General features: G+C 48.8%; 16 protein-coding genes. 12 read left to right on the plus strand and 4 right to left on the minus strand.

Annotated features, from left to right (window positions below):
- Nucleotides 1–199: 199 nt before the first annotated feature.
- The 4 genes from ACT53C_RS12195 to ACT53C_RS12210 all read left to right on the plus strand — a co-directional run bounded on the left by ACT53C_RS12195 (nucleotide 200) and on the right by ACT53C_RS12210 (nucleotide 5,770).
- A complete protein-coding gene (locus tag ACT53C_RS12195; protein ID WP_476146474.1) occupies nucleotides 200–2,551 on the plus strand; it encodes a TonB-dependent receptor in 2,352 nt (783 codons plus the stop codon).
- A 17-nt stretch (nucleotides 2,552–2,568) separates the two neighbouring features.
- A complete protein-coding gene (locus ACT53C_RS12200; RefSeq protein WP_476146476.1) occupies nucleotides 2,569–3,984 on the plus strand; it encodes a sigma-54-dependent transcriptional regulator in 1,416 nt (471 codons plus the stop codon).
- Nucleotides 3,985–4,139: 155 nt separating this feature from the next.
- On the plus strand, nucleotides 4,140–5,336 hold the full coding sequence (purT, locus tag ACT53C_RS12205; RefSeq protein WP_476146478.1) for a formate-dependent phosphoribosylglycinamide formyltransferase: 1,197 nt from the start codon (nucleotides 4,140–4,142) through the stop codon (nucleotides 5,334–5,336).
- A gap of 11 nt (nucleotides 5,337–5,347) precedes the next feature.
- Complete coding sequence (locus ACT53C_RS12210; RefSeq protein ID WP_476146480.1) at nucleotides 5,348–5,770, plus strand: group II truncated hemoglobin; 423 nt, start codon at nucleotides 5,348–5,350, stop codon at nucleotides 5,768–5,770.
- 122 nt (nucleotides 5,771–5,892) lie between these two features.
- On the opposite strand, the gene ACT53C_RS12215 is transcribed toward ACT53C_RS12210, so the two are convergent.
- Nucleotides 5,893–7,344, minus strand: a complete 1,452-nt coding sequence (locus ACT53C_RS12215; RefSeq protein WP_476146482.1) for a DEAD/DEAH box helicase — start codon at nucleotides 7,342–7,344, stop codon at nucleotides 5,893–5,895.
- A gap of 9 nt (nucleotides 7,345–7,353) precedes the next feature.
- Nucleotides 7,354–8,904, minus strand: coding sequence for a DEAD/DEAH box helicase (locus ACT53C_RS12220; protein ID WP_194747667.1), 1,551 nt, complete (start codon nucleotides 8,902–8,904; stop codon nucleotides 7,354–7,356).
- A gap of 377 nt (nucleotides 8,905–9,281) precedes the next feature.
- Here ACT53C_RS12220 and typA point away from each other — a divergent pair, with 377 nt between their 5' ends.
- From typA to ACT53C_RS12245, 5 genes are all read left to right on the plus strand, one after another.
- Nucleotides 9,282–11,090, plus strand: a complete 1,809-nt coding sequence (typA, locus tag ACT53C_RS12225) for a translational GTPase TypA (protein WP_194747666.1) — start codon at nucleotides 9,282–9,284, stop codon at nucleotides 11,088–11,090.
- Between the two features lie 241 nt (nucleotides 11,091–11,331).
- Nucleotides 11,332–12,075: a protein NO VEIN domain-containing protein gene (locus ACT53C_RS12230; RefSeq protein WP_476146485.1), complete on the plus strand. Its 744-nt coding sequence runs from the start codon at nucleotides 11,332–11,334 to the stop codon at nucleotides 12,073–12,075.
- 95 nt (nucleotides 12,076–12,170) lie between these two features.
- On the plus strand, nucleotides 12,171–12,983 hold the full coding sequence (locus tag ACT53C_RS12235; RefSeq protein WP_476146487.1) for a polyphosphate kinase 2 family protein: 813 nt from the start codon (nucleotides 12,171–12,173) through the stop codon (nucleotides 12,981–12,983).
- 127 nt (nucleotides 12,984–13,110) lie between these two features.
- A complete protein-coding gene (locus ACT53C_RS12240) occupies nucleotides 13,111–14,412 on the plus strand; it encodes an ATP-binding protein (protein ID WP_476146580.1) in 1,302 nt (433 codons plus the stop codon).
- A gap of 29 nt (nucleotides 14,413–14,441) precedes the next feature.
- Nucleotides 14,442–15,062, plus strand: a complete 621-nt coding sequence (locus ACT53C_RS12245; RefSeq protein ID WP_194748431.1) for a response regulator — start codon at nucleotides 14,442–14,444, stop codon at nucleotides 15,060–15,062.
- Between the two features lie 104 nt (nucleotides 15,063–15,166).
- On the opposite strand, the gene ACT53C_RS12250 is transcribed toward ACT53C_RS12245, so the two are convergent.
- Nucleotides 15,167–16,003, minus strand: coding sequence for a DMT family transporter (locus ACT53C_RS12250; RefSeq protein ID WP_476146582.1), 837 nt, complete (start codon nucleotides 16,001–16,003; stop codon nucleotides 15,167–15,169).
- An 89-nt stretch (nucleotides 16,004–16,092) separates the two neighbouring features.
- Nucleotides 16,093–17,244 carry an aromatic ring-hydroxylating oxygenase subunit alpha gene (locus tag ACT53C_RS12255; RefSeq protein WP_476146488.1) on the minus strand — a complete coding sequence of 384 codons (1,152 nt, stop codon included), beginning with the start codon at nucleotides 17,242–17,244 and terminating at the stop codon, nucleotides 16,093–16,095.
- Between the two features lie 274 nt (nucleotides 17,245–17,518).
- Between ACT53C_RS12255 and tal the strand changes: the two genes are divergently transcribed.
- The 3 genes from tal (at nucleotide 17,519) to hxlB (ending at nucleotide 19,919) form a co-directional block, all read left to right on the plus strand.
- Entirely contained in the window at nucleotides 17,519–18,472 is a 954-nt protein-coding gene (gene tal, locus ACT53C_RS12260; RefSeq protein ID WP_476146490.1) for a transaldolase, read from the plus strand.
- Between the two features lie 172 nt (nucleotides 18,473–18,644).
- On the plus strand, nucleotides 18,645–19,277 hold the full coding sequence (gene hxlA / locus ACT53C_RS12265; protein WP_194747659.1) for a 3-hexulose-6-phosphate synthase: 633 nt from the start codon (nucleotides 18,645–18,647) through the stop codon (nucleotides 19,275–19,277).
- 105 nt (nucleotides 19,278–19,382) lie between these two features.
- Entirely contained in the window at nucleotides 19,383–19,919 is a 537-nt protein-coding gene (gene hxlB / locus ACT53C_RS12270) for a 6-phospho-3-hexuloisomerase (RefSeq protein ID WP_091470596.1), read from the plus strand.
- Nucleotides 19,920–19,935: the final 16 nt, after the last annotated feature.

Below are 19,935 nucleotides of genomic sequence, written 5' to 3' on the forward strand. Positions count from 1 at the left end.
GGTGGTTGTTAAATTGGTTGTATTAAACCAATTTTAAGATAAAATCTGGTTGTAATAAACCAGATTTATTTTTATCTCATTGATTAAAAAAAGATATTTTTTTACCCTCCCAATGGAATGATTTTTGCTCAATACGTTGAGTGTTTTTTGCAGCCAAAAGACATTCATTTAAGTATTCTCGGGAAAAGGATCATTCGTTATGAATAAACAAGCAGTCAAACCATTGTTAATGGCCATTCTCTCTGCTTATGCGGCGCATGCGGTCGCAGGCAGTGCGGAAGAAGTGCAACTTGATAATGTAGAAGTGATTAGTACAACGCCAGTAAAAGGTGTTGGGTTGCCTTTAAATAAGATTCCTGCAGGCATTCAGCAGGCCAAAGAGGCGGATTTGGTAAAACAAAAGAATCTAACTATTGGGGATTATATGAACCAAAATATGTTAGGTGTGAATATCAATGAAACCCAGGGAAACCCCTATCAGCCAGATGTGAATTACCATGGATTTACCGCTTCTCCATTAGCAGGCACTCCCCAAGGTTTGTCTGTTTACATCGATGGTGTCCGGGTAAACGAGGCATTTGGTGATGTTGTAAATTGGGATCTGATTCCGATGACCTCTATTAGCAATATGGCGTTGATCCCAGGCTCTAATCCCCTTTATGGCCTAAATACACTGGGTGGGGCCATTTCTATTCAAACAAAAAGTGGCCGCACGAATCAAGGCGCAGCCGTAGAAGCTTACACTGGATCTTGGGGCCGTAGAGTCGTCAATGCAGAATACGGTGGAGTGTCTGAAGATGGGTCAAAAGACTTTTTCATTTCAGGTAACAGTTTTCAAGAAGATGGCTGGCGTAAGTTTTCTTCAACTCGGGTTCAGCAGTTGTTCAGTAAAGTAGGCTGGCAAAATGACAAAACCTCAGTGCACCTGAGTCTTTCATTCGCAGACAATAAAATGATTGGGAATGGCACTCAAGCAGGTAGTCTGTTTAATACCTTAGGCTATGACAGTATCTATACTGCACCTGATATTACCAATAATAAAATGGGGTTTGCGAATTTGACTTTTAGTCATTATTTTGCAGACACAATTCAGTTAAGTGGTAACGCTTATTTTAGGCATGTAAATACTAAATCGATAAACGGTAACATTAACGACGACTATTCTGGGAGTGCTTCACCTGGTACTCCAGCCTCTGTTGAGGCTGATAACACGAATTGCTTGGGAGGAAATAACACAAGTTGTAATGGCGTAGATATTACTGGCAATATGCATCAAAACACTTATGGCTTTAATACTCAGTTAACTTTCACGCAAGATTTAATGCGCATGCAAAACCAATTTGTTGCTGGAGTCGGTTTTAATCACGGCCGAGTTAAATACCAACAATATAATGCTTATGGCGTATTGAACGATCAATTATATGTCAATCTTGTACCGGGTCTACAGGACGCCCCAAATGTTAACTTGAGCGGTACTACGCAAACCTCCAGTGTTTTTGCGACAGATACGCTTTCATTAAACGATTTTTGGCACATTACCGCCTCTGCTCGCTATAACACAACCAGAGTAAATAACTCTGATCATTTGCTTGCAAGCGGTCCCGGGTCCTTAACTGGGCACGATGTTTACAATCGGTTAAATCCTGCTGTAGGCGTTAATTTTACGCCTACTAAAGACTTTACTACCTATGCTTCCTATAACGAAAGTAGCCGTGCTCCAACCACTATTGAACTAGGTTGCGCTGATCCAAATAACCCATGCGCTTTACCTAATGCACTTGCAGGTGATCCCCCACTTAAGCAAGTGGTAAGCAAAACCTATGAGGTTGGCGCGAGGGGAGCATTAACTAAAGATATCGGATGGAACTTAGATATTTACCATACTATGAACTATGACGATATTCAGTTTATTTCGAATCAATCATCTGTTCAAAACCAGACGGGCTTTTTCTCTAACGTAGGAAAAACGCGTAGACAAGGTTTTGATGTTAGTTTGAATGGCAGAATTGAGAAGTTTACATGGATGATTGGGTACAGCTTTATCGATGCAACCTATCAGACTCCGTTGACCTTACCCAATTCAAATAATACTTCCAATGTGGGCGGGCAAATATCTGTTAATCCTGGCAATCACATCCCAGCTATTCCCAAGCATCAACTGAAATTGCGTTTAGGTTACGACATCACGCCGCAATGGAATTTGGGTTCCAATATTTTGGCATTCTCAAATCAATATTCACGCGGTAATGAGAATAATCAGGATACAAGCTCTGCAGCGAAAGTTCCAGGGTATACCGTGGTTAATCTATTTACAAATTACAACTTTAATAATGGTTGGAGCATGTTTGCTCGCGTCAATAATGTATTTGACCGCGAATATTATACGCTTGGTCAATTAGGGACAAACGTGATTAGTACAACGACAGGGCAATTTACAGGTAATGGCGTTAATGACGGATTTTATGCGCCTGGGGCCCCACGTGCAGCGTGGATTGGTGCGCGTTACGATTTTGGCGTCAAAAAATCAGTCGCTTCTTATGATAAAGACTAAATAAACGAGGAGGATGCGTGCTTTCACAACTTTCATCATCAGTGGATAAATCCAGCTTAATGCCTCTCAAGAAAAAAATCTTGCTGGTAGAGGATGAGGCGCTTTTTGCGCGCGCGGTGGTTAAGCGTTTGCAAAAAGCAGGATTTGAGTGCGAGCACGCAGAATCTTTAAGCGATGCAAGACTGCTAATCAAGCAGTTTGAACCGGATATGGCGTTGTTGGATATGCGCCTGCCCGATGGCAATGGTCTAGACCTGTTATCAGACTTTATTGCCAGAAATATCAATACGATTGTCATGACTGCGTTTGGTGACGTGAGTGATGCGGTCAATGCCATCAAGCTGGGGGCCATTGATTATTTAAAAAAGCCCATTGATCTTGAAGAGTTATTGCTCATTATTCAGAAAAACGAGAAGACGACAGAACTGCAAACCAGCCTGGATTACTCGCGCCAGCGCAATGCCGTTGCTAATGACTCCGTTCAACTGATAGGCGAAAGTACGCCTATGCAAAGTGTGCGCCAACAGATCACGCGTATTGCCCAGTTAAGTGCGCTCAGTGATGCGGTGCAACCCACGGTGTTGATTACTGGGGAAACCGGCACAGGCAAAGACGTTGTTGCACGTTTTTTGCATGGCAGTTGTGCCAATCATGATAAACCTTTTGTGCATGTGGATTGTGCCTCTTTACCGGCTGAGTTGATTGAGAGCGAGCTGTTTGGGCATGAGAAAGGCGCATTTACCAATGCAGTTTCCTCACGGCCAGGCCTGATCGAATCTGCAGAAGATGGTACCTTGTTCCTCGATGAAATTGGCGAGTTGCCGTTGGGTTTACAGGCAAAATTACTCAATGTACTTGAGCGCAGAATGGTGCGTCGCTTGGGCTCTACCAAGGAGCGTCCAGTGAACGCGCGTATTATCGCCGCCACCAATCGTGATTTATACCAGATGTCGAATGAGGGGCGCTTCCGTTCGGATCTGTATTACCGACTGAACGTGATCACCATGAAAATGCCTCCCTTGCGTGATCGTGGGGCAGATGTCTTGTTGCTGGCTAATTATTTCCGGCAACTGACTGAGAAGCGCTACGCCTTGCCGCATCATGAGTTCAGCGCCGCGGCATTGATGGCAATGCAAACCTATCACTGGCCGGGCAATGTCCGTGAGTTGCGTCATCAAATCAGCCGTGCGGTTTTGATGTGTACACAGACGATGATTTCCGAGCTTGACTTGGGCTTGCCTCAGGTTGGCATGAACCAGGTGGCGAGTGTCTTGCAAGGCGACAGCCAGGTGACGCTGGATGATGCAGAAAAAGCCATGCTGCTAAATGCCTTGGAGCAGTCGCGTAACAATGTCTCTAAGGCCGCAAGATTGCTGGGCATCACGAGAATGACCATGCGCTATCGTATGGATAAACATGGCATCTCTGTATAACGCGCTGAATCTCTGTCATCCCGAATAAAACGCCTCGCAATTGCGGGGCGTTTTGTTATGCCCGTGCGTGGTTGTTGCATGATGTAAATCAAGCGTACGGCCTCTTGCACATAAATCGCGCATGGTATCATTACGTTTTTACAGTGGAGCTAAAAATGATTGGTACCCCGTTAAGCGCAAATGCGACCAAAGTCATGTTGTTGGGCAGTGGCGAACTTGGCAAAGAGGTGATTATTGCCTTGCAGCGTTTGGGGGTGGAAGTGATTGCGGTAGACCGTTATGAGCATGCGCCGGGTCACCAGGTCGCTCATCATGCCTATGCCATAGACATGACCGACGCAGATGCGCTTAAAGCTTTGGTGAGTCAGGTCAAGCCACATTATATCGTCCCGGAAATCGAGGCGTTGAATACGCAGGCGCTGGCCGAGATTGAAGCCACGGGCGTCACGGTTGTCCCCACCGTCAAAGCCGTCCAATTGACCATGAATCGCGAAGGTATACGCCGTTTAGCGGCCGAAGCGCTCGGTTTGCCAACTTCACCTTATGCGTTTGCGCGTTCAGAGGCAGAGTTACAGGCGGCCATTGATGCGGGCATCGGCTATCCCTGTTTTATCAAGCCCACCATGTCTTCGTCTGGTAAAGGTCAATCCCGCATTACACAAGCCTCAGAAGTGAAGGCCGCCTGGGAGTATGCCGCCAGTGCGGGGCGTGTCAATCAAGGTGTGGTGATTGTCGAAGGCCAGATTGATTTTGATTATGAAATTACCTTGTTAACCGTGCGTGCCAAAAATGCCGCTGGCGAGATTGAAACGCATTTTTGCGCGCCGATTGGCCACGTGCAAAAGCAGGGCGATTACGTTGAGAGCTGGCAGCCACAAGCGATGGATGCACAAGCCTTGAAAAATGCTCAGGACATTGCCAAAAAAGTGACGGATGCCTTGGGGGGGCAGGGCTTGTTTGGCGTCGAGCTGTTTGTCAAAGGTGAGCAGGTCTGGTTCTCTGAAGTCAGCCCTCGTCCGCACGACACTGGGATGGTCACCATGTGCACGCAGCGCCTGAATGAGTTTGAACTGCATGCGCGTGCGATTTTAGGCTTGCCTGTGGATGTGACCCAGCGTGAGACTGGCGCAAGCGCCGTTATTTATGGCGGTGCAGATACCAAAACACTGGCCTATCACGGCCTGGAAGCGGCCATGTCAGTACCTAACAGCGAGATTCGCTTGTTTGGCAAGCCGGAGTCTTTTGTGCGGCGTCGCATGGGCGTCGCCTTGGCAACCGCTGACAATACTGACCTCGCGCGTGCGCGAGCCAAAGAGGCGGCGGGCTTGGTCACGCCTAAAGTCGCAGGATAACTGGTGTGGCAATGACTGAAATTCAAGAGCCAAATGCCGCCAAACAATCGTTGTTTGACTGGCTGGGCGGCACAGAAAAAGGGACTGAGACCATCCGACAGCTGGTGGAAACCTTTTATGACATCATGGATAGCGACCCAAAAGCGGCGGGCTTACGCGCCATTCACCAGCCAGATCTCACCGAGGCACGCGAAAAGCTGTTTATGTTTTTAACTGGCTGGACGGGCGGGCCGCAGTTGTATATCGAACGCTATGGTCATCCCAGATTACGGGCACGGCATTTGCCGTTTTCCATCGGTGAGTCCGAGCGCGATCAATGGATGTATTGCATGATTAAAGCCATGCATACCTTACAGTTTGAAGAGTCGCTGATGAAGCATATTGCCAATCAATTGTATGGCGTGGCGGATTTTATGCGCAATCGCGAGGGTTAATCCCCTTAATATTCGCAAGCTCAACCTCTCATCCGCAGAAAGAAAAAGCCCCGAATCTCGGGGCTTTGTCATCATCGCAATCCCAGTTCCAGGACTTCAGTGTCGTCTCTGGGATTGCAGGCTTAGGACTCAATATTCGCGGTCTCCGCTGCATTTTCAGCAGGTTGCTGAGCAGGAGGGAGATCTGATTTCTGCTTAGACCTGCCTGTCGTGCGCTTGGCTTGCGTGCGGTTTTGCGGCGTCGCTTTAAAGCCAAATCCACCCAGCAGCGCGGCAACCACTTTGCGTTTTACGTTTGCTGCAGATTTTGCCGTGACTGCTCTGGGCGCGGCCGTGGCGGCGGCTGGCTGGTAAGGCTGCTCAAACCAGGCATCCTTGCCACTGGAGGCTTTAGAGGGGCGTGAACGTGCAGGGGTAGCGCTGCTGACATTCGCTTTTTCTTTTGGAATCTGTTTTTTGATGAGCTTTTCAATCTCGTCAAAATACTTGGTTTCATCCTCGTCGATCAGCGAAATGGCAATGCCTTTAGCGCCTGCACGGCCTGTACGGCCAATACGGTGCACGTAATCTTCTGGCGAAGTAGAGATCTCGTAGTTAACCACCAATGGCAAGTCCGTGATGTCCAGACCGCGTGCGGCAACATCGGTCGCAACCAAGGCGTGAATAGTGCCCGCCTTAAACGCATCAAGCGCTTCGATCCGTTCTTTTTGTGACTTGTCACCATGAATCGCGCTACAAGGCACCTGATCACGTTCCAGTGCTCTGGCCAGTTTGCTGGCCGAAAGCTTGGTTTTGGTAAAAACAATCACTTGCTGATTGGGGTATTGCTTGAGCAGTTGTACCAAAAAACGTTGTTTCTGGTCAGTGTTCACCAAAAACGCTTTTTGTTCCACATTGTCGTTGGTGGCGTTGCTGCGTGCCACTTCAATCAATGTCGGATTATTTAAAAACGCATCTGCCAGTTTTTTGATTTCATCAGAAAACGTCGCCGAGAACATCAGATTTTGCCGCTGTTTTGGCAACAAGGCCAGAATGCGCTTTAAGTCAGGCATAAAGCCCATATCTAGCATGCGGTCGGCTTCGTCCAACACCAGAAACTGTACCTGATTTAACGACAAGGTTTTTTGCTCGACATGGTCCAGCAGGCGGCCGGGTGTCGCGACCAGAATTTCAACGCCCGTCTTGAGGATAGGCGTTTGCGTCTTGATATCTACACCGCCATACACCACGGTACTACGCAAAGCCGTGTGTTTGGCATAGGTTTTGATGTTGTCGTATACCTGAATCGCCAGCTCACGTGTCGGCGCCAGCACCAAGGCCCGGATGGGATGCTTGGCTGGTGAGGTGCTGGTGCTGGCCAATGGCAGCAGGGTATGCAAAATTGGCAGCGAAAACGCCGCCGTTTTGCCTGTCCCGGTTTGCGCACCGGCCATCAAATCCATGTGCTGCAAGGCGAGGGGAATCGCCTGCGCCTGAATCGGCGTCGGCGTGGTATACCCGGATTCCTCAATCGCTTTTAACAGCGGCTCGGCCAGGCCGAGCGCACGAAAATCTACAATGGTTTGCTCAGTCATAGGCTAGGCTTAGGCAAATGAACGAGGACGTTTGGCGGCGCCACCACCATTGTCACCAAAGGATTTCCCCGCTGGACGTGGTTTTTGATTGCTGCGGCTGGCGTTAGGGTTGCCAAAGCGTTCCTGGCTATTGGTTGGACGTGGGCGGCGCTGGCCAAACTCGTCCGCCAATGCGCGGGCAAACTGGAAGTCGGTGTCTTTGTTGTAGCTCTTGCTGTTACCGTTGACTTCTTTGCTTTGTCCGGCTTCTGGGGTACGCGGTGCACGTGGCTTATTGTTTTGCGCATCGCGCTGGCCTTCACGTGCAACACGTTCACCAAATGACTTTGGCTGTGCTGAACGCTCGTCGCGACGGAAGCCACCTTTACCTTGTGGTTTGCCAGGGCGCTTGCCACGACGGCTATCGCCATCATCCATGCGTACCGCACGTTTTGGCTCAAAACCGGCAATCACTTCAGCCTGTAATTTCTGGCCAGTATATTGCTCGATTTTGCGCAGCAAATGACGATCAGCGTTTGAAGCAAACGAAATCGCAACGCCGGTATTGTTGGCGCGGCCAGTACGGCCAATGCGGTGTACATAGTCTTCAGCAAATTTAGGCAGGTCGTAGTTAATGACGTGTGAAATACCTTGTACGTCAATGCCGCGCGCTGCGACATCCGTCGCCACCAGCACTTTTACATCGCCGTGGCGCAATTTTGTCAGCGTGCGGTTACGCGCACCTTGTGTCATGTCGCCGTGCAATGCCGCAGTGCTATGGCCGGCAGCATACAAGTCTTCAGCCAACAAATCGGCATGGCGCTTGGTGCTGGTGAAAATAATGGTTTGATTCACATCTGGCGCAATCAGCAAGTGCTCCAGCAGTTTGTTCTTGTGGTTCATGTCATCCACAAAGTGCAAACGTTGTTCAATGTTGGCATGTTTTTCTTTTTGACCAGCCACCTGAATGGTGAGTGGATTGTTGAGGAAACGTTTGCCGATATCCATAATGCCGTCAAGTGTGGCAGAGAACAGCAAGGTTTGGCGCTCAGCAGGCAAGGCTTCGCAAATACGTTCTACATCCGGCATAAAGCCCATATCCAGCATGCGGTCAGCTTCATCCAGCACCAGCATTTGCAAGCGGCTCAGGTCAATGCGGCCACGCTCAAGGTGATCAATAAAACGGCCTGGCGTTGCTACCAGAATATCCAGTGGTTGCGACAGCAGCTTGTTTTGCAATGGGTAAGGCATGCCACCCACAATGCTGATGCAGCGTGCACGCAAAAATTTACCGTATTTACGTGCGGCTTCATTCACTTGTGCAGCCAGTTCACGGGTTGGTGTCAGTACCAGGATACGTGGGCCACGGCTGCGCACTGGGTGTGGTGTTGCCAGCAAGTTTAAAGCGGGCAGGGTAAAGGCAGCGGTCTTGCCAGTGCCGGTTTGTGCAGAAGCCATGATGTCACGGCCTTGCAATGCTTCAGGAATAGATTGTGCCTGAATCGGTGTTGGGTTTTCATAGCCTGCGTCGGTCAATGCGCGCAAAATGGAGGGGTCGAGATTTAAATCTGCAAAAGACAAGGAATGTCCCTTTCATCAACAATTAAAAAGGGCGCTAGTAAAGCAAATGCAAAGCCAGTCAATTACATTGCACAAAGTGTGCATGTAGTACTTGCTGAGCGAAAGCAACATCAGGAATGGATTGCTTTTACCGGCGCTTGGGCATGGCCACTAACCGATAAAAGAAGATGGTGTCATCAAGACTTCATCTAAAGATGATAACCTCAAAAAATCGCGAGTTATCGACAGGTCAGGGCAATGAATTTAAAACGTATTGGGCTATTAGAGCACCAGCAACGCTTTAAAGTTGCTTGCAGTATATCCATTTTATTTTAAAAGTCAATTATTTAGTTGATTTGTGATAAAATCGCGCCCTTTCCAAACAGATGGCAGTTCACATGGCACGCAATTTAAGAAATATCGCAATTATCGCCCACGTTGACCACGGTAAAACCACCATGGTCGATAAGCTACTTCAACAGTCAGGTACTTTTGCCTCACACCAAGCGGTGACTGAGCGTGTGATGGATAGCAATGATCTCGAAAAAGAGCGTGGCATTACCATTTTGGCCAAAAACACCGCCTTAACGTATGAAGGCACGCATATCAATATCGTTGATACCCCGGGCCACGCCGACTTTGGTGGTGAGGTAGAGCGTGTATTGGGTATGGTGGATGGCGTATTGCTGTTAGTGGATGCCGTTGACGGCCCCATGCCGCAAACCCGTTTCGTGACCAAGAAAGCACTGGCCTTAGGTTTGAAGCCTATTGTGGTCATTAATAAGGTAGACCGTCCAAGTGCCCGTCCGGATTGGGTGATCAACCACACTTTTGACTTGTTTGCCAATTTGGGTGCAACGGATGAGCAATTAGACTTCCCTGTGGTCTATGCCTCTGCCTTGAATGGTTTTGCAACGCTGGACCTGAAAAATCCTTCAGACAATATGCGCGCCTTGTTTGAAACGATTTTGAGTCACGTTGAGCCGCCAAAAGGCAACAGCGATGCACCATTGCAATTGCAAATTTCAGCCTTGGATTATTCGACATATACAGGTCGTTTGGGCGTTGGTCGTATCACTAATGGTCGTATCAAGCCAGGTCAAGTCGTAGCAGTGATGCGCGAAGATGAACAAGTCGCACAAGGCCGTATTAACCAAGTGCTCGGTTTTAGAGGTTTGGAGCGTGTGCCGGTTGAAGAAGCAGAAGCCGGTGACATTGTGATCATTTCAGGGATCGAAGAAATCGGTATTGGCTTCACCATCTGTGATCGCGACAAACCTGTTGGTTTGCCACATCTGGGCGTAGATGAGCCGACTTTGACCATGGACTTTATGGTCAACACCTCACCATTAGCCGGCACTGAAGGTAAGTTCATCACCTCACGTCAAATTCGTGATCGTTTAACCAAAGAGTTGTTGGTTAACGTGGCTTTGCGCGTTGAAGATACTGAAGACACCGATGTATTCCGTGTGTCTGGTCGTGGCGAATTGCACCTGACCATTTTGCTGGAAAACATGCGTCGTGAAGGCTTTGAAATTGCCGTGGGTAAGCCACGCGTCGTGTTCAGAGAGATCAATGGCGAAAAATGTGAGCCTTATGAAATCCTGACTGTAGACGTTGAAGATGAAAATCAGGGCGCAGTGATGGAGGAGTTAGGCCGTCGCCGCGGTGAAATGACTAACATGGAGTCTGATGGTAACGGTCGCACACGTTTGGAATACCGCATCCCAGCACGCGGCCTGATTGGTTTCCAAGGTGAGTTTTTAACCTTAACCCGTGGTACAGGGTTGATGGCGCATATTTTTGACGAATATGCCCCGGTAAAAGCAGACATGCCAGGCCGTCGTAATGGCGTACTTATTTCAGCTGAACAAGGTGAGGCCGTTGCCTATGCCTTATGGAAGCTGCAAGATCGCGGCAAAATGTTCTCTAGCCCAGGCGACCGACTGTATGAAGGCATGATCATCGGTATTCATAGCCGCGACAATGACCTGGTCGTTAACCCGATCAAGGGCAAACAACTCACAAACGTACGTGCTTCTGGTACAGACGAAGCGGTGCGTTTGATCCCGCCAGTCTCGCTAAGCCTGGAAAGTGCCGTAGAGTTTATTGACGATGACGAATTGGTCGAAATCACACCAAAAACCATCCGTCTGCGTAAACGCTACCTGTTAGAGCACGAGCGTAAACGTGCTTCTAAAGACTAAGCTCTGCTCAGTATAAAAAACGCCAGTGTTATGCTGGCGTTTTTTATTAGGAAGCACGCACAGCTTAAGCTTTAGAAGTGCTTTCGGATAACTAATCTACCTTTTGTATAAAAAGTTAAATTTTTTGTGAGCGCTAATAGATTTAACTATAAGTGTTTATACAAGCATATATAAATACAATGTAATATTTGCTTTAAAGTATGCAAAAAATAGAGGCGTTATAGTTTCCATGGAGCACCAATTGTCTAAGACTATTACCACTCAAGAGCTTGCGAAACTAACAGCTGGTGGAGACGACTACATTCGAACTAAGCTGAATGTAGTGAAGGGTTTGGCACTTCGTATGGATTTGAATCCCGATGCTCCTGATGCAGTCGTATTTGGAAAAGGTCCTAGGGTTGAGGGAAGGGCGCGACTCTTTTTAGAGTCAGGAGCCGTTGTGCCCGCTTATGTTAAATGTGGTGTCAATAAGTGGCAGTATCTTGGTCTGTTTCGCGCCACCGAAATCAGATATGACAAAGAAACGATTGAATCTCATCTTGGCAATCGCAAGCCTGAGGAGGTCGCAGGCGTTTTGTTCTTAGCGTCCGTTGAGGAGCCCAAGATTGCTATGATCGGCGGCGGTTTTCCTGATGCTGCAACTCGAAAAGACATCGAGGATGCTGCCATTAAGCATGTAACGAACTCACTCAAGAAAGAGGGTTTTCATGTAGTTGACCGTCAAAACGAGAATCTAGGGTACGATCTTTTGGCAATAAAAGATACAGTTGCTAGATTCATTGAAGTAAAGGGAACTGACAACCCAGAACCCAGGTTTTTTATCACTAGAAATGAGTCAAAATTTGCTGATGAAAACTCCGAATGGTTTATTTACGTTGTCTGTATGGCAAGACGCTCACCCCAGCTTCACGTATTTACGGGGCATGAAATGCGTCAGAAATTTAGCTTTTCTCCGTTGGCATGGGAGTGTAATTTAGCCGAGTAGGGAGCAATGCGTTGTGATCCTAATTTATCTCTACCTTTTGCAACCCTCTCAGCTTGAGATACACTGCTTGTGATTTTGTCATCTTGGCAGGCCTCATGGAAAAGCTGGAAAAATACCGCGTTAACCCTAAAAAATTCTCCCTCAAGCAATATTCTCCCGATGACCGTTCTGCGCGCAGTGAAGATAAAGCGCAGGATTTAGCTGAGTTGGCAAAACTGACTGAGGCGATTAATGCGCGGCAGGATATTTTGCATGCTGAGGGCAAGCATAAGGTGATTTTGCTGTTGCAGGGCATGGATACCAGCGGCAAGGATGGCACAGTGAAGCATGTGTTCAGTGCTTGTGACCCGTTAGGCATCCGTCTGGCGAGTTTTAAAGCGCCTAGTGCTGATGAGCTGGCGCATGATTATTTATGGCGGGTGCATGCGCAGGTGCCAGCTAACGGTGAGTTGGTGATTTTTAACCGTAGCCATTATGAAGATGTGCTGATTGTGAGGGTGCATGGCTGGATTGATGATGTGGAATGCAAGCGCCGTTATCAGCAAATCAACGATTTTGAGCGTATGTTGACCGAGACGGGCACAACACTGATCAAGTGTTTTTTACATATCTCGAAAGAAGAGCAAAAGGAGCGCCTGCAAGAGCGTCTGGATGAACCGACCAAGCATTGGAAGTTTAATCCGAAAGATCTGGAGGAGCGGGCGCTTTGGGAGGATTATATGCAAGCGTATGAGTCTGCCTTGCAAGCCACTTCTACTGAACATGCGCCTTGGTACGTGATCCCGGCCAATTCTAAAACCAACCGCAATCTGCTGATTTCACGTTTGTTGCTTGAGACGCTGAATCAACTGCCATTGGCTTACCCGCCTAAACCCAAGGAATGGGATGCTTTGAAGATTAAAGACTAAGCGCCGGATTGGTTGAATTTAATGATTTTACGCTGTGAGAATGCGCGGTAGTTAAAGTCTAATAGGGCAATTGCGATTATCATCACTCTCCATGAGTTTACGTTTCAGGTTAAATCTTTTAGTCACCATGCTGTCGCTGGCTTTTTTGGTCGCGGCAGGCGTGGTGTTGGTGCGCGATACCAAAGACAGTATTCGTGAGCGGGTGGAGGCGGCTACGCGGGTGACGGTGCAATTGCTGGATACGGTGATTGTCAGTTCTGCCATGAATCCCAGCCTGGGGCCGACGCATTATGTGTTGCAGGACTTTTTGCGCTCTTTGGGCTATGTGCGCAGCAGCCGGATTGAGTTGTATGACTACGCCAATAACCCGTTGTATCTTTCCCCTGGCTCCACTTTTAAATCTGAGGTCATCCCGCCACAATGGTTTGTGAGCCTGGTGGCCCCCAAGGTCGAAACCGTGACGCGCCGGGTGCGGTATGGGGTGCTGATTGTTCACTCCAGTGCAGAAGGCTCGATTCGGGAGGCTTGGTCCGGGTTTCGCCAATTGATGATTATGGGCATTGGTTTTTTTGTGCTGCTCAACTTGCTGGTGTATGGCTTGTTGAGTCATGCGTTGCGCCCGGTCAGGCATATTTTGCATGCGATTAACCGCATAGAGCAGGGTGATTTGACAACGCGCCTGGAGCGCTTCTCTTTGCCCGAGTTTGACCGTATTGGCCAAAGCTTGAACCAGATGGCTGTCTCGCTGGATGCCGAGCGCCAGTTGGAGCAAAACCGCCAGCTCACGCAACTGATACAGCAGCATATTGAAGACGAGCGGCGCAGCCTGGCGCGTGAGCTGCATGATGAGCTCGGCCAGTATGTGACCGCGATCAAAACCTTTGCCGTGGCTATTGTAAACAAAACCAAGGCGACCACGCCTGATATCTCTGCCAATGCGCAGACCATCGTGGCGGCGGCCAACCATATTTACGACGGCATGCACAATATCATCCGTCAGTTACGTCCGGCTGCCATGGACAATATGGGGCTGGTGGAAACCTTGCGCGATATGATGTCTGGTTATCAGGCGCAGCATCCAGAATTAAGCATACAGCTGCATGTCTCTGGCGAGTTTCAGCCCATGGGCGAGAATGTGAACATCAATCTTTACCGCATTGTGCAAGAGGCGGTAAATAACGCCATCAAGCACGCGCATGCACAATGTATCAATGTACATTTACTGCTGGATAAGGATGGCTTGCGCCTGATGATCTGCGATGATGGCGTGGGGGTGCATATCGACAACGTGGACCAGACCAAGCATTTTGGCTTGCTGGGCATGCGTGAACGTGTACAAGCATTGCATGGGCAATTTAAGGTAGTTTCTCAGCCGGATGCCGGCCGTGGAACCACCCTGGAAGTTCGGTTGCCTATACAATCAGCATAAATAAAGGGGAGACAAGCGTGATTAGTGTAATGCTGGTGGATGACCATGCCGTGGTCAGGATGGGTTTTAAAATGTTGCTGGAGTCCGACCAGGATATCAAGGTGATTGCTGAGGCTGAAAGCGGCGAGGCAGCCATCAAGGCCTATCAGGAGCATCATCCGCAAGTGGTGGTGATGGATATCACCATGCCTGGTATCGGCGGCATGGAGGCGATTGAGCGGATTCTCGCCAAAGACAGCCACGCGCGTATCCTTGTACTGTCTGCACATGAAGACTCCGTGCATCCCAAGCGCGTGCTAAATGCCGGTGCGATGGGCTATGTCACCAAACGCAGTGCGGCGGAAGAGTTGATCAAAGCCATCCGCAGTGTGGCACAAGGCAAAAAGTATCTTGAAGCCAGCGTGGCTCAGCAAATGGCGATTCAGCAATTATCAGGTGAGCAAAATCCGGTCGATGTGCTCAGTGAACGTGAGTTTGAAGTGTTTATGTCGCTGGCGCGAGGAAAATCCACTAACGAGATTGCTGAAACCTTGTTTTTGAGTCCGCGTACTGTGGGCACGCACCTGTATAACATCAAACAAAAACTCAACGCACAAAACTCTGCCGAGATTGCGCTGATTGCCATGCGTTGTGGCTTGCTGGAGCCATAAGCGCTCAATTAAAACCAGCTTAGGTCTTTAATAAAAAGTCATTCTTAGCAATAAGAATGACTTTTTTATTGCACTTTGGGAGAGGGTAAGGCCTTGGGATTGCTTTAAGCCCGGCTACGGGTACTTAAAACACCAAAGGCGATAATCAGCAGCATGCCTGCTGTTTCAAGCAGACTCAGGGCTTCTCCCCAGAAGAGCATCCCAAGCAGAGTGGCAAAGACGATGGTGCTATAAGCCAGGCTTGCCACCGTCAAGGTGTTGCCTGTGCGGTAAGCGCGGGTAAGCGCCAGTTGGCTCAGGGTTGCCGACAGGCCGAGACCGCACAATAATGGCAGGTCTTGCCAGCGTAGGGGCGTAACATGGTCGATCAACATCCAGCCGCCACTGGCAATCGTGCACACCAGTGTGAAGTAAAAGACGGTACGCCAGTCGGGTTCGCCTTGTATCCCCAGTTGTTTGACGTGGACATAGGCGAGCGCTGCCCCAATGCCTGAGAGCAGAGCCACGCCCCCGGCCAGCCATTGCTCGCGATGGAACGTAGGTTGCAAGAGCAGGCAAATGCCAATAAAGCCTCCCACCACGCATAGATTAAGCCTCAACCGCTGTTGGCGCGTCAGTGGCTGGTCACCTGTGAGCAGCCAGGGGGAGAGCAGCGCGAGGAACATGGGCGAGGTGTAATTGAGTGTAATGGCTGTGGCCAGCGGTAAATGCGCGATGGCATAGAAAAATAGCAGCAAGGCCGCGAACCCCACGCCGGCTCTGCGCAGCTGCATATTGAGTAGCGGTGTTTTTATCTGCTTGCCTTGACCATAAACGATGGCGGCAATCATCACAAAGCCAAAGGCAGAGCGGTAAAACACCAGTTCACTGGTGGTGAAGCGTGCTGCGCCTGCTTTGACAAATGCGCCCATGATGGCAAAGCCCAAGCCTGCCAGCAACATCCAGTAGCTACCCAACTGCCAATGTTGGGGGTGCCAGGAGCGTGGGGAAGGTGGTTTTTTCAAGCGGAAACAGTAAGGTGGGTGTTCGGTTAGCGTGGCAAGTGGTCAGGTAGATGCGGTTCCATCTGGCGGCGATACCATTGATGGAAGTGTTCCAGTCCTGTTTCCATCGGGTGCTGATAGGGGCCACGCTCATCTTTACCTAGCAGATACAAGCCTTTGCGGCCATCCTGCATACGCTGGCAGATTTCTTTGTCTTCTACTGCGGTCTCAAAATAAGCCGCTTGCTGCGCTTTGATGTACTCACGCTCAAACAGCGCAATATCTTCTGGATAGTAAAATTCGACCACGTTTTTGCAGGACTCGACGCCGGTCGGGATGATGTGGGAGACGACCAACACATTGGGGTACCACTCGATCATCAGGAAAGGATACATGACGAACCAGATGGCGCCGTATTTGGGCGCGGTGCCTTGTTGGTAATCGGTGACCGTTTGTTGCCACTGCTTGTAGACTGGCGACAGGCTGTAATCTGGCAGCGGTTTGTAGCCCACGGTTTGTACGCTGTAGTGTTCGCCAAATTCCCAGTGCAGTTCACCACAATCAACAAACTGGTTCAGGCCAGGGTGGAAAGGGCCTACATGGTAGTCTTCCAGGTAGACTTCGATAAAAGTCTTCCAGTTGAAATCATAGTGATCCACAATCGCCGAATCAAAATAATAGCCGGTGAAGTCAAAGTCCTGCTTGCAACCAAGCGTTTTTAACACCTGGCTAATCTCCAGACCTTTTTGTTTGCCAGTGGTCTCGTTCGCTTTAAAAAGCAGGCCTTGCCATTCTGTCAGGGATTGTTTTTCAAGGTGGAGGCAAGGGGTTTGCTCAAAATGCGGGGCGCCGAGCAATTGTCCGCTCAGGTCGTATGTCCAGCGATGAAGCGGACAGACGATATGTTGCGTATTGCCTTGTCCATTGAGCATGACTGCTTGCCGGTGACGGCAAATATTGCTGATCAGTTGAGGCGTGCCTTGCTGGTTGACCAAGGCCACGGCGTCGTGCATCCAATCCAGCGCCCGGTAGTCTCCGGCGTTAGGCACCATGCGCGTATGCCCCATGTATTGTGGCAGCAAGGAAAACAAATGCGCCTGCTCCAGCGCATAGATTTCCGGGTTGAGATACCAGTCTACGGGTAATTGTGCGAAGCGAGTCTGATGGTGTTCTTTATTTAAAGAGGTGACAGAGCCCATATGCCCAACGGATAGATTACTTGCAAAAAAGGTGAATTGTGCCCGAAAAGGGGGTAAATGAAAAGTCAAAGCGCCTTTATTCACTGTAAAAATCCGGCTCAATCATTTGATTTTAATCAAAAAAATACGCGTTGTGTGTGAGGTAGACCTGGCCCCGGGGCTTATCCAAGGCCAAAACGAGGCTTAACCAACTCAAATAAATTCAGTTATAATGTTCGAGGTTTTTGTGTATAACAATACGTAAACGATAATTGCAATTTTTAGGAGCAATCGAATGGCAAATTTATTAGATCAGTTGAAAGCAATGACAACCATCGTGGCTGACACTGGTGATGTTGAAGCAATCAAAAGTGTTAAACCTGTGGATGCAACCACAAACCCATCTCTGGTGTTGAAGGCTAGCCAAATCCCTGAATACGCACCATTGATTGACACTGCCATTGCTTATGCTAAAGCACAAGGCGGCTCTAAAGAGCAACAAATTGAAAACGCAGCGGATAAATTGGCTGTGTTGATTGGCGCTGAAATCACGAAAGTGGTTCCAGGCCGTATTTCTACAGAAGTGGATGCACGTCTGTCTTTCAATATCGACGCCATGGTTGCTAAAGGTCGCAAATTGATCAGCCTGTACCAAGAGTCTGGCATCAGCAAAGATCGCGTATTGATCAAACTGGCTTCTACCTGGGAAGGTATTAAGGCCGGTGAGATTCTGGAAAAAGAAGGCATCCAATGTAACCTGACTTTGCTGTTTGGTTTTGGTCAAGCCCGTGCGTGTGCTGAAGCTGGCGTATTCCTGATCTCCCCATTCGTTGGCCGTATCCTCGACTGGTACAAAGCGAAAAACCCAAGCACTGAGTACACACAAGAAACTGACCCAGGTGTAGTTTCTGTGCGCGCGATCTACCAGTACTACAAAGAACACGGTTACAAAACCGTGGTAATGGGTGCTTCTTTCCGTAACACTGGCGAGCTGATTGCCTTGGCTGGTTGTGACCGTTTGACCGTGTCTCCAAACCTGCTGCAAGAGTTGGCTGCAACTGAAGGTACATTGACTCAAGTGTTGAAAGATGGCGGAAAAACCAAAGAAGTGCCTGCCAAATTGACAGAAGAGCAGTTCCGCTTTGAATTGAATCAGGATCCAATGGCGACAGAAAAATTGGCTGAAGGTATCCGTGGTTTCGTGGCTGACCAGAACAAACTGGAAGCTGCATTAGCCGCAAAACTGTAATATCGCCATGCGATAATGCACACGGGCAGTGATCTGCCCGTGTGGCTTTTAAGTCAGGCATAAATTGGCCTGCAACATTGACTTATTTTGGCTGCGAGCTTACTATGGGCGACCAGCTTGAATTGGTAGTACGCTAGCAATAGCATTTAAATTTTAACTTTTGGAGAAAAACATGGCATTAACACAAATGGCATTAGACTCATTGGATTTCGACGCAACTATCGCTTTGGCAGAAAAAGTTGCTCCACACGTTGACATTCTGGAAATCGGTACACCATGCATCAAGCACAACGGTATCAAATTGCTGGAAACTCTGCGCGCTAAGTTCCCAAACAACAAGATCCTGGTTGACCTGAAAACTATGGACGCTGGTGAGTACGAGTCTGAGCCATTCTACAAAGCTGGTGCTGACATCTGCGTAGTTTTGGGCGTATCCGACATCGGTACAATCAAAGGCGTAATCAAAGCTGCTAACAAATACGGCAAAAAAGCTCAAGTTGACCTGATCAGCGTTGAAGACAAAGTTGCTAAAACTAAAGAAGTTGCTGCTGCTGGTGCACACATCATCGGTATCCACACTGGTTTGGACCAACAAGCTGCTGGTCAAACTCCATTTGCTGACCTGGCTGCTGTTGCCGGTTTGAACCTGGGTGTTGACATCTCTGTTGCTGGTGGCGTTAAAGCTGCTACAGCTGCTCAAGTACGTGACGCTGGCGCGACTATCATCGTTGCTGGTGCTGCTATCTACGGCGCTGCTGACCCAGCTGCTGCTGCTGCAGAAATCACTGCTATCGCTCACGCTTAATTCATTTAAGCATCAATAAGCAATTATTGATTAGCGATCATAAAAACCCGACCCAGCAATGTGTCGGGTTTTTTATTCAATTTTATGTTTACACAGGATTTAAAAATGGATCATCAACAATTTATTCTGGACAACCTGAAACGCATTCTTGACGTGACCGACAAATCAAAAGCAGCTGAGCTGCTCAAGTTGGTTGATGAGGCAGGTTCTACGTTCATTGGTGGCGCAGGTCGCTCACTGCTGGTCTCACGTTTCTTTGCCATGCGCCTGGTACACTCCGGTTACAGCGTTTACATGATCGGTGAAGTGGTGACTCCAGCCATCAAAAAAGGTGACTTGCTGGTATTGGTTTCTGGTTCCGGTGGTACAGCGACCTTGCTGCCATTTGTGAAAAAAGCCAAAGAAGTGGGCGCAAAACTGGTGGTTATCTCCATGAAGAAAACTTCTGCCATGGCAGATGTGGCTGACCTGGTGATTCAAATTGGTCAGGATGACAGCTTCCCACTGGTAAAAGGCATGCCTATGGGTGGTCAGTTCGAGCTGTCAACCTTGGTATTCCTTGAAGGCGCGATTTCTGAATTGATTCATGCTAAAGGCCTCACAGAAGAAGGCATGCGCGCATTGCACGCAAACCTTGAGTAAGTGTTTAGGCTTGGCC

Source organism: Methylophilus sp. DMC14 (assembly GCF_056314085.1).